The organism is Ruegeria sp. CK1 (assembly GCF_056536545.1).
Window position 1 is genome coordinate 154227 of the sequence record NZ_JBQFPX010000007.1, and the last position, 13909, is coordinate 168135.

General features: G+C 57.3%; 13 protein-coding genes. 7 read left to right on the forward strand and 6 right to left on the reverse strand.

Translation table 11 applies throughout. The annotated features are described in order from the left end of the window. Nucleotides 1–138 precede the first annotated feature (138 nt). From ACR0L3_RS16420 to ACR0L3_RS16430, 3 genes are read left to right on the forward strand one after another with little or no spacing between them, the layout of a single operon-like run. A complete protein-coding gene (locus ACR0L3_RS16420) occupies nt 139–969 on the forward strand; it encodes a hypothetical protein (protein WP_480746839.1) in 831 nt (276 codons plus the stop codon). After that, a complete protein-coding gene (locus ACR0L3_RS16425) occupies nt 966–2009 on the forward strand; it encodes an endonuclease/exonuclease/phosphatase family protein (RefSeq protein WP_480746840.1) in 1044 nt (347 codons plus the stop codon). Before ACR0L3_RS16420 ends, ACR0L3_RS16425 begins: the two co-directional genes overlap by 4 nt. Nucleotides 2010–2066: 57 nt before the next feature. Beyond that, a complete protein-coding gene (locus tag ACR0L3_RS16430; RefSeq protein ID WP_480746841.1) occupies nt 2067–2975 on the forward strand; it encodes a LysR family transcriptional regulator in 909 nt (302 codons plus the stop codon). On the opposite strand, the gene ACR0L3_RS16435 is transcribed toward ACR0L3_RS16430, so the two are convergent. Continuing rightward, complete coding sequence (locus tag ACR0L3_RS16435; RefSeq protein WP_480746842.1) at nt 2957–3484, reverse strand: redoxin domain-containing protein; 528 nt, start codon at nt 3482–3484, stop codon at nt 2957–2959. The genes ACR0L3_RS16430 and ACR0L3_RS16435 overlap by 19 nt on opposite strands. Nucleotides 3485–3575: 91 nt before the next feature. Between ACR0L3_RS16435 and leuB the strand changes: the two genes are divergently transcribed. Continuing rightward, nucleotides 3576–4679 (forward strand): 3-isopropylmalate dehydrogenase, encoded by a 1104-nt coding sequence (gene leuB / locus ACR0L3_RS16440; RefSeq protein ID WP_480746843.1) that lies wholly within the window; start codon nt 3576–3578, stop codon nt 4677–4679. A gap of 57 nt (nt 4680–4736) precedes the next feature. On the opposite strand, the gene ACR0L3_RS16445 is transcribed toward leuB, so the two are convergent. Then, complete coding sequence (locus ACR0L3_RS16445; protein WP_480746845.1) at nt 4737–6926, reverse strand: transglycosylase domain-containing protein; 2190 nt, start codon at nt 6924–6926, stop codon at nt 4737–4739. A 260-nt stretch (nt 6927–7186) separates the two neighbouring features. Between ACR0L3_RS16445 and ACR0L3_RS16450 the strand changes: the two genes are divergently transcribed. Together ACR0L3_RS16450 and ACR0L3_RS16455 are read left to right on the forward strand one after the other, a co-directional pair. Beyond that, nucleotides 7187–7525: a P-II family nitrogen regulator gene (locus ACR0L3_RS16450; RefSeq protein WP_058273036.1), complete on the forward strand. Its 339-nt coding sequence runs from the start codon at nt 7187–7189 to the stop codon at nt 7523–7525. 33 nt (nt 7526–7558) lie between these two features. Further along, nucleotides 7559–8884, forward strand: coding sequence for an ammonium transporter (locus ACR0L3_RS16455; protein WP_480746846.1), 1326 nt, complete (start codon nt 7559–7561; stop codon nt 8882–8884). A 116-nt stretch (nt 8885–9000) separates the two neighbouring features. On the opposite strand, the gene ACR0L3_RS16460 is transcribed toward ACR0L3_RS16455, so the two are convergent. The 4 genes from ACR0L3_RS16460 to ACR0L3_RS16475 all read right to left on the reverse strand — a co-directional run bounded on the left by ACR0L3_RS16460 (nt 9001) and on the right by ACR0L3_RS16475 (nt 11957). Continuing rightward, nucleotides 9001–10185: an amino acid aminotransferase gene (locus ACR0L3_RS16460; protein ID WP_480746847.1), complete on the reverse strand. Its 1185-nt coding sequence runs from the start codon at nt 10183–10185 to the stop codon at nt 9001–9003. Beyond that, the gene (gene sseA / locus ACR0L3_RS16465; RefSeq protein WP_480746848.1) at nt 10185–11039 is read right to left on the reverse strand and encodes a 3-mercaptopyruvate sulfurtransferase; all 855 of its coding nucleotides are present in this window, start codon (nt 11037–11039) and stop codon (nt 10185–10187) included. Before sseA ends, ACR0L3_RS16460 begins: the two co-directional genes overlap by 1 nt. 80 nt (nt 11040–11119) lie before the next feature. Beyond that, entirely contained in the window at nt 11120–11389 is a 270-nt protein-coding gene (locus ACR0L3_RS16470) for a CBU_0592 family membrane protein (RefSeq protein WP_480746849.1), read from the reverse strand. Nucleotides 11390–11393: 4 nt separating this feature from the next. After that, a complete protein-coding gene (locus tag ACR0L3_RS16475; protein ID WP_480746850.1) occupies nt 11394–11957 on the reverse strand; it encodes a helix-turn-helix domain-containing protein in 564 nt (187 codons plus the stop codon). Between the two features lie 107 nt (nt 11958–12064). On the opposite strand from ACR0L3_RS16475, the gene ilvD reads away from it, so the two are divergent. After that, on the forward strand, nt 12065–13897 hold the full coding sequence (gene ilvD / locus ACR0L3_RS16480; RefSeq protein WP_480746852.1) for a dihydroxy-acid dehydratase: 1833 nt from the start codon (nt 12065–12067) through the stop codon (nt 13895–13897). Nucleotides 13898–13909 lie beyond the last annotated feature (12 nt).

The window sequence follows — 13909 nt, forward strand, 5'->3', positions numbered from 1 at the left end:
CGGCTTGGCTTGAGCCATTTGTATTACAGGGTCAATGTTAACGCTCAAGAGGAAGCCGCCGAAAATTCAAAATGGCGGACACAAGTTGGAAGAAAGTCGGCACAGAATCGACTAATCCAGTTTGAAAGGGTTCGGATAGTGATTGCTCGCACAACAGGGGCGGCAATTCGGGGAATATTGGTCGCATTGTTGGTGCTGACCCCCGCGTTGTACTTGCCCGTATCGTCAACGAATGGCACCGAGATTGTCGTCTTTCTCGCTATTCTTGCCTTCTTTCTAACCTTTGCCGAGTATAACTCGGCTTTTCCCAGCTTCATTGAATTCCGTGACGCACCGCCTGTGAACCGCCTGCGCTATGTCGGGCTGATGTCGATGATCACCTTTTTGACGCTGATCTGCAAAAACGCCTACATGCCCAGCGATTTGACCACGACGATCTACGCTTTGGGTCTGGGTATCGCCAACGTAGTCGATTTCCCCTATTCACCGGTACGTCTCATCGTGCTCATGCTGCCTGCCGATGCAAATGCACCGCTGATCGAGCTGGTGCGAATAGCGGCCAGCGTAGCGTATATAATCGCTCTCGTGACCATCGGTAGCTTTGCCTACGCAGTAAAAGTGCGGGGTTGGCCAACCAGCAACGGCGCTTTCAACGTTTGGACCAACCTGCCCCTGTTCGATCCGACCAAGGGCGGTGATGTTGTTGCCCGCTTGCAGCGCGACGGCCGTCTGAACATCTCTATCGGAATTTTACTACCGTTCGTAATCCCGGCGCTGATCAAACTGCTGACTGACTATGCCGACCCGATCTCACTAAATAACCCTCAGACCCTGATCTGGACGTTGAGTGCTTGGGCGTTCCTCCCGGCCAGCATGATCATGCGCGGAATGGCGACGCTTCGCATCGCCAACCTGATCGTTGAAAAGCGTCGCGCCTATTCCACGACCGAGACTACGCAGACGGCATGATCCGTCTTTTTTTACTGCTGCTGACGCCAGTTTTGGCGCAGGCAGACACGGTTCGTATTGCCACATTCAACACAGAGCTCAGCCGCGACGGACCGGGATTGCTGCTGAGAGATATTCGACGTGGTGACCCACAGGTGCAGGCCGTCGTTGATGTACTGGTCGCTGCACAACCTGACATTGTCACACTGCAGGGTATCGACTGGGATATGGATGGCTTGGCTGTGATTGCTCTGGCCGAGCAACTGCGAAAGGCTGGGTTGGACTATCCCCATCACTTTTCAGCACAGCCCAATTCTGGGCTGGAAACGTCTCTGGACCTAAACGGTGATGGGCGAACGCATGGCCCAGCCGACGCGCAAGGCTGGGGTCGTTTCACCGGTCAGAATGGGCTTGCAGTGTTATCACGCTATCCAATTCACGCCGACAGCGTTCAGAATTTCACCGATCTGTTGTGGCACGAGCTACCAGACGCGCAGTTACCAGCCACTGAAGACGGTCCATTCCCTTCGGAGAACGCACAGCGTATACAGCGCCTGTCAGCCGTGGCCCATTGGATCGTACCCGTGGATACACCTATCGGCATGCTGGACGTGATGACTTTTCATGCAGCTCCGCCCGTTTTTGACGGACCCGAAGATCGCAACGGGCTGCGCAACCGGGATGAGATACGCCTTTGGTCTGTTGTACTGGACGGTCAATTAGGGCATCCGCCCGAAGATCCGTTTGTAATCACGGGGGATGCCAATCTGGACCCAACGCGCGGAGAGGGGCGCAAAGAGGCAATCCAAAATTTGCTGGCCGATCCCCGCCTGCGCGACGCTCTGCCTAATGACCCATCTGGTGCTTTGACAACGGTGCTCTGGAAGGCGGTCGGCGAAATGCGGGTAGACTATGTTCTACCCTCCGTTGATCTGGAAATCACAGATGCGGGCGTGTTCTGGCCTAATAGTGAATCCCCACTGCGCAAAGCTGCCGAACAAGCCAGCAGACACCGCTTAGTTTGGGTAGACGTGACCACACCAGGCCAACCATCACATTAACCCATTCATTTACTTTCGGGAATTGCCGAGTTGCGCAGAAAGTGTATTCATATCTGAATGGACAAATCTCTCTCACATGCAGACTGGTCTCTGATCCAGAGCTTTCTGGCCGTAGCTGAAACCGGCTCACTATCGGCGGCGGCACGGCAGCTGAACCGCAGTCAACCGACGCTGGGTCGTCAGATACACGCGCTTGAGGATGAGTTGGGCGTTTCTCTGTTCGATCGTCACGCGCGCGGCCTCAAGCTGAGTGAGGTGGGCACCCAATTGCTGCCTATGGCACAACAGATGCACGGCGCGATGACCTCTTTCAGCCTTGCGGCGGCAGGTCAGTCACAGCAGTTGGAGGGGACGGTTCGCATTACCGCCTCGGTCTTTGCGTCTCAACACCTGTTGCCGCCAATTCTGGCGCAAATTCGGCTACAAGAACCGGCTATTCAACTCGAGCTGGTCGCAACAGATGCCAGCGAGAACCTTCTCTATCGCGAGGCCGACATCGCCGTTCGAATGTACCGCCCGGAACAAATGGATCTTATTTCGCGCAATTTGGGGGACGTGCAGCTGTGTTTTTGCGCCGCCCGATCATATCTGGACCGCGCGGGACGGCCTAAGCACCCCGAGGATTTGCTGGATCACGATCTGGTGGGCTTTGACGCCAATGAACAGATGATTACCAAGATGCGCGCTCGCGGTTGGCCGGTCAGCAAGGACAGTTTTGCCACACGTTGCGATCTGCAAAGCGCATATTGGCAGCTGATCCGCGCGGGCTGCGGAATCGGCTTTACCCAGGTTCAGGTGGCTCAGGCCGATCCGGATGTCGAGATCGTGCTTCCGAACCTCGAAGTGTTGGCGCTGCCTGTTTGGCTGGCCGCACCTCAAGCAATGCGCCAAACGCCACGCATTCGCAGGGTCTGGGACTTGCTGGCAGACGGGCTAAAAACCGATCTTCAAAGAGCGCCAGTATAGGTGCCGCGTGGGGGGTAATTATTGCTTAACGTGAATTTCAATCCCCCAACGATGTCGGACATAGCGGGTCGAGCGAACGGAGTAGTCTGCTGCCACGCGTAATACAGCATCTGATCCGGAGAAATGAAGAAATGGCCAGGCTCGGCGAACAGGGCGGGCTCGGAACTGCCCTCGCGTGCTGTCGAGATATGCAGCCCCCAATCCTCTCGCGCGGCTGCCATCGGCAGGCTATGGCCAACGCGCAGTCGTGAAACCCCGGCCTTTTCGATCGTTTCAGCCGCACGCTCGGCCGTGTCCGTGCTGATCATGATCACTTCGACCCCCAGCGCCGCGAATGCATCCAGCGTTGCTTCGACCTCGGCCATTTGCTTGATGCAGATCGGGCAGTGCAAGCCACGGTATTGAATCACCATCGTTCCGTTTTCACCCTTGTCGGTGTTCAGATCGAAAATCCCGTGGTTTACGGTTTCGATTTTCAGCGCAGGGGCGGGTTTTCCCGGTATCAACATGTGTTTTCCTCGTGAATTGGCGGGTTCGTCTCATTGACCCGGTGCGGCGCAGACGCTAGGGCCATTGCGACGAAACGCAAGGAGATCCTTCATGTCCAACCCTTCGCTCCTCATCCTGCCCGGAGACGGAATTGGCCCCGAAGTCATGGCCGAAGTGCGCAGAATCATCGACTGGTTCGGCGAAAAGCGTGGCCTTCACTTTGACGTGAGCGAGGATCTCGTCGGCGGTGCAGCTTATGACGCGCATGGAAAGCCGCTGTCAGACGAAACCATGGCAAAGGCACTAGAAGTGGACGCGGTTCTTCTGGGCGCCGTGGGTGGTCCGAAATACGATGATCTGGATTTCAGCCTCAAGCCCGAGCGTGGTCTGCTTCGTCTGCGCAAAGAGATGGACCTCTACTCCAACCTGCGCCCCGCGCAGTGCTTTGACGCGCTGGCCGATTTTTCATCGCTGAAGAAAGACATCGTTGCAGGTCTGGATATCATGATCGTTCGCGAGCTGACCTCGGGCGTTTATTTCGGCGAGCCGCGCGGCATTTTTGAGGAAGGCAACGAACGCGTAGGCATTAACACCCAGCGCTATACCGAATCCGAGATCGAACGTGCTGCACGTTCGGCCTTTGAACTGGCGATGCGCCGGAACAAAAAAGTCTGCTCGATGGAGAAGGCCAACGTGATGGAGTCGGGCATCCTGTGGCGCGAGGTGGTGGACCGTGTGGCCAAAGACTACCCCGAGGTCGAGCTATCGCACATGTATGCCGACAACGGCGCAATGCAGCTGGTACGCGCACCCAAACAGTTTGACGTTATTCTGACCGACAACTTGTTCGGCGACATCCTGTCGGACTGTGCCGCGATGCTGACCGGATCTCTGGGTATGCTGCCGTCGGCCTCTCTGGGTGCTCCGATGGAAAATGGTCGCCCCAAAGCAATGTACGAACCCGTGCACGGTTCAGCCCCCGATATCGCAGGCGAAGGCAAAGCCAACCCGATTGCCTGCATCCTCAGCTTTGCAATGGCGCTGCGCTACAGCTTCGATCAGGGCGTCGAGGCAGATCGCTTGGAAACCGCGATCGAAAAAGTTCTGGCCGATGGTGTCCGCACGGGTGACCTGCTGGCGGATGAAGGTGTCACTCCGGTTTCGACAACGGAAATGGGTGACGCTATTCTGGCGGCGCTGGATGACAGCCTCTGATTATAGCTGATACCCAACAAGGAAGGCGGTGCGTGTTGCACCGCCTTTTTTTGCGCCTTAATTCCCGAAGATATTGTTCAGCAGGTTGTTGATGGTGTCTTCCAGTCCGCGACCTGGTTTGCGCTTTTTCTTCTTCTTGGGTTGTGCAGTTCGAACTGGTGGATCGGGGGCTACCATTGGCAGCGGTGTCGGGGTCATTCCTTCAGTCACGCGCAGCATGGTTTCCTTCCAGATTTCGGCAGGCAGGCCACCACCGGTCACGCCAGAAAGCGGGGTGTTGTCGTCGTAGCCCATCCAAACACCGGCGACGTAGTCTGCTGTAAACCCAATAAACCATGCATCCCGCGCCGCTTGGGTCGTTCCGGTTTTGCCCGCAACCTGCCATCCGGGCAATTGCGCCCGCGCGCCGGTGCCTTCTGAGACCACACGCTCCATCATCCAGGTCAGCTGCTTGGCGGCCTTGTCGTTGATTACCCGCTCACCGATGCCCGAGCTTGTCACCATCAGGGGCGTGTCATCGCCCAAAAGCTTCAGTTCTGACAGGCCATAAGGTTCCACGGCAGATCCGCCGTTCAGGATTCCGGCATAGGCCCCAGTCATCTCGATCAACGTGCTTTCGGACGCGCCCAGCGCCAATGCTGGTCCTTCGGCCAGGTCGCTTTCAATGCCGAACTCACTGGCGATCGTGCGAACATTGTCCAAACCGGCAACTTCGGCCACTTTCACCGCCGGGATATTCAACGAGTTCTTCAGCGCATCCGCCAAACTGACCCGACCATAGTACTTGTTGGTATAGTTCTTGGGGCACCATTGCCCTGATCCGGGGATGTTGATGCAGTAAGGTTCATCCACGACCGTATCCAGTGGTGAATAACCCAGTTCCAACGCGGTGGCATAAACAAACGGCTTGAACGACGACCCGGTCTGGCGCAACGCCTGCGTAGCCCGATTGAACGCGCCCGACACCCGAGTCTTGCGCCCCCCAACCATGGCCCGCACAGCGCCATCCGCTGACATGACCACAATCGCGGCCTGCGCCTTTGACCCCTCACGCACCTTTTCCTGGAAGATAAACTTCAACGCCTCTTCCGCCGATTTTTGCAGGCGTTGGTCCAGCGTGGTGCGGATCACCACATCATCGGTGGTATCGGTGCCAAAAAAGCTGGGCAGTTCGGTAATCACCCAGTCAGCGAAATAGCCACCTGCACGCGCAGCGGCGGCCTCGGACAACTGCGCAGGGTTGCTGCGCGCCTGGCTGGCCTGCGAGGCTGTCAGATAGTCCTGCGCCTCCATCAACCCAATCACCAGCCGCGCCCGGTCCTGCGACCGTTGAAGGTTGTTGGTGGGTGCATAACGTGTTGGGGCCACCAGCAATCCGGCGAGCATTGCGGCCTGTGAAGGGTTCACCTGCGCAGCCGAAATTCCGAAATAGCGCTGGCTCGCAGCCTCAAATCCACGTGCGCCCGCGCCTAGGAAAGCCCGGTTCAAGTAGATGGTTAGGATCTCATCTTTTGAGTACTTGACCTCCATCGCCATTGCATAGACCGCCTCCTTGGCCTTGCGCCACAACGAGCCCTGACGACAGTCTGCTTCATAGGCGGCCTCAGACTCCCATTCGCTGGGCACATAAGATTCGCCAAGACAAAGCAGTTTTGCAGTTTGCTGAGTAATGGTCGAACCGCCATGGCCAGACAGCGGACCGCGCCCTTCGCTCAGGTTGATGCGCACGGCACTGGCAACACCACGCGGGCTGACACCGAAGTGACGGTAGAATCGCTTGTCCTCGGTCGCGACCACGGCGTTCTTTAGATGAGGAGAAACTGTATCGGCGGTAATCACCCCGCCAAACTGATCGCCGCGCCAGGCAAACACCTTGCCATCGCGATCCAACAACGTCACAGAACCACGCGCGCGACCATCCAACAACGCGTCGACATCGGGCAGCGTGGTGTAAACAACGCCGACCGCCAGCGCCAGCAGCATGCCCACCACTGCACCCACGCGCCATGTAATACCCCAGACCAAGCGCCAGACCCATCGGATCAGGCGGCGGAAAAACCCACCTCCGTTGCCGCCAGACTTTTTACGGGTTCTTTTTCGGGTCGTCTTGCGAGTCGTCGTTTTGCGCGCAGCCGCCTTTTTACCGGCAGGTTTTGCAGCACGCTTGGTCGTAGTAGGCTTGCGCCCTTTCGACGGGTATCTTTTGTCCGCGACAAGCGGTGTCTTTCGGCGCCTGGACTCAGTCATGCTCAAACTCTGCCCGGTTATCGTTTTGTGGCACCATACCCTGCCAAGGCGACGAAGTAGAGGTCAGAAATTCCTTCAATTCGCCTCTTCAATCTGCCTTATTTTTAATCAAAAGTGATTTTTTGTGCAAAAATTGTGCACCTTGCTGCTATTTTCCCCAACGTCTTACCCCTTAACCGTTCCTTACCGCGATCAGGCGCGCTCTTTTTCTGCAGGTGCAAAAACAGACCGGACAGACCCGGAAAGCAGAGGGGACTAACGTGAAACTGATCATTGCGACAATCAAGCCGTTCAAGCTTGAGGAGGTGCGCGAAGCACTGACCGAAGCTGGCGTTCGCGGCATGATGGTGACCGAAATCAAGGGCTTCGGCTCGCAATCGGGCCATACCGAGATTTATCGCGGTGCCGAATATGCCGTGAATTTCGTACCTAAGATCAAACTGGAAATCGTGGTCCCTGCCACGATGGCCGACCAGATCGTCGAAACTATCACCAAAACAGCCAAGACCGGCAAGATCGGCGACGGCAAGATTTTCGTCCTCGATGTCGAGCAAGCCCTGCGCGTGCGGACCGGGGAAACGAACGAAGAGGCGCTGTAAGCGCCGCCACTCACAAAAATTCGAGGACTGACAATGAACCTGATGAAATCTCTCATCCCTGCCGCCGCGCTTGTCGCGTTGCCGCAGATGGGCCTTGCACAAGAGGCCGCCGCGACCGGCGAGCCTGCACAGCACACCCAGTATATCTTCACCACCCTGCTGTTCTTGATGGCGGGTTTCCTGGTCTTCTTCATGGCTGCGGGCTTTGCCATGCTGGAAGGCGGCCTGGTGCGTTCGAAAAACGTGGCCATGCAGATGACCAAGAACGTGGCGCTGTTTTCCTTTGCCGCAATCATGTACTGGCTGATCGGCTTCAACCTGATGTACCCCGGCGACAGCTGGTCAATTGCAGGCTGGCTTGGTCCGTTCTTCTCGACCACCGTGCTTGATCCTGTTGGCGTTGGCGCCGATGCGGCTGCGCTCGACTATGCATCGATCGGTTCGGACTTCTTCTTCCAGCTGGTCTTTGTCGCTGCGACCGCGTCCATCGTGTCAGGTGCAGTGGCCGAGCGTATCAAACTTTGGCCCTTCCTTATCTTCGTCATCGTGTTGACCGGCATCATGTACCCGATCACCGGTTCGTGGAAATGGGGCGGCGGCTGGCTTGACGGCATGGGCTTTTCGGATTTCGCCGGCTCAACCATTGTGCACTCGGTCGGCGGCTGGGCGGCCCTGGCTGGCTGTCTGATCCTTGGCCCGCGTATCGGCAAGTACAAAGACGGCAAAGTTCACCCGATCCCCGGTTCGAACCTGGCACTGGCAACCCTGGGTACGTTTATCCTGTGGCTGGGTTGGTTCGGCTTCAACGGCGGCTCGCAGCTTGCAATGGGCACCGTTGGCGACGTATCCGACGTGTCGCGTATCTTTGCCAACACCAACATGGCCGCAGCCTCTGGTGCTGTTGCAGCCCTGATCATGACTCAGGTCCTGTACAAAAAGCCTGACTTGACCATGGTTCTGAACGGCGCGCTGGCCGGTCTGGTTTCGATCACTGCCGAGCCTCTGGCCCCGACCCTGTTCGGCGCACTGTGGATCGGTGCTGTAGGTGGTATCATCGTGGTCTTCGCGGTTCCGATGCTGGACAAGTTCAAGATTGACGACGTTGTCGGCGCCATCCCAGTTCACCTGTTCGCCGGTATCTGGGGCACCATCGCCGTGATCTTCTACGGTGAGGCAAACCTGATCACCCAGCTGACAGGCATCATCGCCTACGGTGTATTCACCTTCGTCGGCGCACTGATCCTGTGGTCCATCCTCAAAGCCACCGTTGGCATCCGTGTCAGCGAAGAGGATGAGATCAACGGATTGGATATGGCGGAACTGGGTATGGAAGCCTACCCCGAGTTCTCGAAAGGCTGACATCGAGGCAACCAATCCAAGGCCGGGCGTTCGCGCCCGGCCTTTTCATTTGGTGACGAACGAAACAAAAAAGCCGCGCTGAAATGCGCGGCTTTCTCATATTTCTTTGTCGGGGCTTAAATCCCTACATCGACAATCGCCTTGGCCAGAATCGGCACTGTATTGGCGTTCAGTCCAGCGATGTTCAGACGGCTGTCGCCAACCATGTAAATGCCGTGATCCGCGCGCAGCTTCTCGACCAGTTCCGGGGCGGCACCTAGGCGTGAGAACATGCCACGGTGCTGGGCCACAAAGCCAAACCGGTCGGAACCGCTTAGGCGTTGCAGCTCATCAGCCAACTGTTGACGAAGACCGAGCATCGACAAACGCACCTCTTCCAACTCAGCGGCCCAATCGGCCCGCAAGGCGTCGTCATTCAGGATCGTGGTCACAACTCGCGCGCCGTGATCCGGCGGGAACGAGTAGTTCTGGCGGTTCAGAAACGCCAAGGTCGCCTGGTTCAGAGCGGTTTGCGCCGGCTCATCGCTGATCGCCATCAGTAAACCGGTGCGTTCACGGTAAACGCCGAAATTCTTCGAACAAGAAGCTGCGATCAGGCAGCGCTTGACCGAAGACGCCACCAAACGGGTCCCCTGCGCATCCTCTTCCAGACCGTCGCCAAAGCCCTGATAGGCAATGTCGATCATCGCAATGAGACCCAGTTCGTTGATCAGGTTCACGACCTCTTGCCACTGAACCATGTTCAAGTTGGCACCAGTTGGGTTGTGGCAGCAACCGTGCAGCAGCACCACGTCGCCCGCCTTGGCGGTTTTCAGGTCTTCGATCATGCCATCGAAATCGACGCCACGTGTTTCGTCGTCGAAATAACGATACGGAACCATCTCAATCCCAAGATAGTTCAGAATCGACAGATGGTTTGGCCAAGTCGGGTTAGAGACGAACACACGTGCCGAAGGGTTGGCCATGCGGATCATCTCAAACGCCTGACGACAGGCACCTGTCCCGCCCGGCGTTGCCACGGCAGCGATGTTCGCTCGGGGTACTGCATTGCCCAGAATCAGGCCGATCATCGCATCGGCAAAGGCCGGATCACCGGCCAAACCGGTATAAGCCTTGCTCTCCTGCTCTTCCAGAATGCGCTTTTCGGCGGCCTTTACCGCGCGCATAACCGGCGTCACCCCTTCGGCATTCTTGTAGACGCCAACGCCCAAGTCGATCTTTTGATCGCGCGGGTCTTCGCGGTACATCTGCATCAGCGCCAGAATTTTGTCGGCAGGCTGCGGTTTGAGATTTTCGAACATCAGTTCTCTCCGGTTGCGACGGGCAGGGTCGGGAAGGCACCCCATTCGGCCCAGGAGCCGTCATAAAGCGAATGGTCTTTTTTGCCCATGCGCTCAAGCGCTAGGCTGAGGATCGCGGCGGTCACGCCTGACCCACACGAAGTAATAGCAGGCTTCGACAGGTCCACGCCTGCGGCCTCGAACGCGGCACGGCAATCGTCGGGCGACTTCATCGTACTGTTCTTGTTCAGCAGCATACCAAATGGAACATTGCGTGAGCCTGGGATGTGGCCCGAACGCAAACCTTCGCGCGGTTCGATCTCGGTTCCGGCGAAACGGCCCGCGGAACGCGCATCGATAATCTCATGATCAGCCAGCTTGGACGCAGCGGATACTTGTGTGACATCGCGCACCAGATGATTTTGCACGCGCACCGTCATGTGGCGGTCGCGAATGACGGGCGGTAGGTCTTCAACCTCGCGGCCTTCCGCCTCCCACTTTGGCATCCCACCATCCAGAACTGCGATGTTTTCCTGACCCATCAGGCGGAACAGCCACCAGACCCGCGCGGCTGACATCAGCCCAGCCCCGTCATAAACCACCACCTGATGCCCGTCGCCCACGCCCATAGCCCGCAGACGCGACATGAATTTCTCGACCGGTGGCGCCATATGAGGCAGATCCGAGCGCAAGTCGGAAATCTCATCGATATCGAAGAACCGCGCGCCTGGAATATGGCCGGCGTCATATTCCGCCTTTGCGTTACGCCCCTGTTGCGGCAGATACCACGAACCATCCAGAATCCGAAGGTCGGGATCCTTGAGATGAGCCGCAAGCCATTCGGTTGAAACGAGGGTTTTCGGATCGTCCTGCATCAAAGCCTCCCCAAATCGCGTTTGATCTGTCCCTATACGCGCGGACATACGGGTTCAAGGCTGGAAGGGGTCTTGCGTGTCTATCGCGTGCGTCTCAGCCGGAAAAACTGAACGATCCCGATCATACTGATCAATATCCAGAAGCCCTCGATCAACATCGAGGCCAGATTGAAGTTCTGAAGTAGCGAATAGACGATCAGAACCGACCCGGCGAGATTTAGAACTGGAAAAGCCAGATCTTCGGAATTCATTACTCGCATCTGAGTGGCGAAATAGGCTGCCACAACAATCAAGGCCCCAAAAGAGCCTACGGCATCGGCCAGTGTCAGACTGTTTAGAAACGCGGTCATGTTCTCAACCAATCGCGGCCAGCGCGTCCAACTGGGCGTAGTGATGCATATTCAGAAACGCAGCACCCTGTTCACCTGCGCGATAACTGTGCGGCAGGTCCGCCGCAAAGCGTAGCCCCTGTCCAGCCTGCAAGGACACCCATTCCCCATCCCGCAGAATGTCGAGCGCGCCATGCAGGATGAACACCTCTTCTGTTACACCTGTCGCGTGGGCAGCAGAGTCGTGCACCTGATTGGGGGCAAGGTTGACGTGAAACGTCTCGGCCCGCAACGCGGGGTCGAAAGGAAAGACGATCTTGACCTCAAGACTGCCGGGAAAGGTCACGGTGCGGAACACGTCGGAACTGGGCGTATCGCGCAGGGCTTCAGAACCTATCAGGGCGCTCAGCGGCAGCTGAAACCCCTTGGCGATCTTCCAAAGCGTGGCAATTGTCGGGCTAGATTCACCGCGTTCGATCTGGCCCAGCATGGCTTTGCTGACGCCGGTCATCTCGGCCACTTTCGACAGGCTGAGACCCGATGCCGCCCGCACATCCCTCAGTTTCAGTGTAATATCGTCAGGTGCCATTCTATTCGTCTTTCGAATCCTCTTGTGCGTTATAGCGCACATGTGGTACGTGCGCTATAACGCACATATCCCGCATATCGCAACCAGGGCAAAAGGGAAACAGCATCATGCCAATGTACCGATCAAGAACCTCCACCCACGGCCGTAACATGGCCGGCGCCCGTGGCCTGTGGCGCGCCACAGGCATGACCGACAGCGATTTTGGCAAACCGATTATCGCCATCGTCAATTCATTCGCCCAGTTTGTGCCGGGTCACGTACACCTAAAGGATCTCGGCCAGATGGTTGCGCGCGAGGTCGAGGCAGCAGGTGGTGTCGCGAAGGAATTCAACACCATCGCTGTGGACGACGGGATCGCGATGGGCCACGACGGCATGCTGTATTCGCTTCCCTCGCGTGAAGTCATTGCGGATTCGGTGGAATACATGATCAACGGCCATTGCGCCGACGCGATGGTGTGTATCTCGAACTGCGACAAGATCACACCCGGCATGTTGATGGCCGCAATGCGCCTGAACATCCCGGCAATCTTTGTTTCGGGCGGTCCGATGGAAGCTGGCAAGATCGACATCGAGGATCTGGACGTTAAGAAAATCGACCTGGTCGACGCCATGGTCGCTGCCGCCGACGACCACTACACCGATGAGCAGGTGAAACATATCGAGGAAAACGCCTGCCCGACCTGTGGCTCTTGCTCGGGCATGTTCACCGCCAACTCGATGAACTGTCTGGCCGAGGCGTTGGGTCTGGCTCTGCCTGGTAACGGTTCGACATTGGCGACTCACTCGGACCGCAAAGAGCTGTTTCTTGAAGCCGGTCGCCGCATTGTTGAGATCACCAAGCGCCACTATGAGTTGGACGAAAAAGGTTTTCTGCCGCGCGAGATTGCAACATTCGAAGCCTTCGAAAATGCAATGAGCCTGGACATTGCCATGGGCGGGTCGACCAATACTGTTCTTCACCTGCTGGCCATTGCCCATGAAGGTGAGGTGCATTTCACCATGTCGGACATGGACCACCTAAGCCGCAAAGTGCCCTGTTTGTGCAAGGTCGCACCCAACACCGAGAACGTGCACATGGAAGACGTTCACCGCGCCGGCGGCATCTTCTCGATCCTCGGAGAACTTGGCCGCGCCGGATTGCTACACGAGGACTGCAGCACGGTGCATTCCAGTACGATGGGTGAAGCGATTGCCAACTGGGACATTAAAGTCGCCAACAACCCCAAGGCTCAGGAGCTGTTCAAGGCCGCTCCCGGCGGTGTCCGCACCACCGAAGCTTTCAGCCAGTCGAACCGATACAAGGAACTGGATACTGACCGCGAAGGCGGGGTTATCCGAAACAAGGAACACGCCTTTAGCCAAGATGGCGGTTTGGCAGTTCTGTTCGGCAACATCGCGCGCGACGGCTGTATCGTAAAAACTGCAGGCGTTGATGAAAGCAGCTTGACCTTCACCGGCTCTGCCTATGTCTGCGAAAGCCAGGATCAGGCCGTAAGCGATATCCTGACCGGCAAGGTCGAGGCCGGCGACGTGGTAGTCATCCGCTATGAAGGCCCACGCGGAGGACCGGGGATGCAGGAAATGTTGTACCCAACGTCTTACTTGAAGTCCAAAGGTCTGGGAAAAGCCTGCGCCCTGCTCACAGATGGGCGTTTCTCAGGAGGCACATCCGGCCTTTCGATCGGCCACGTTTCACCGGAAGCGGCCGAAGGCGGTGAGATTGGCCTCGTACGCCAAGGCGACAAGATCGAAATCGACATCCCCAACCGCTCGATCCATCTGGCCGTGTCTGACGAAGAGCTGGCTGCACGGCGTGAAGAACAGGATGAAAAAGGCTGGGAACCAGCTGAGCCGCGCAAGCGCAAGGTGTCAACCGCGCTTAAGGCCTATGCCAAGCTAACCACCAGCGCGGCAAAAGGGGCCGTGCGCCACGTCTAGTTAAGCATCCAT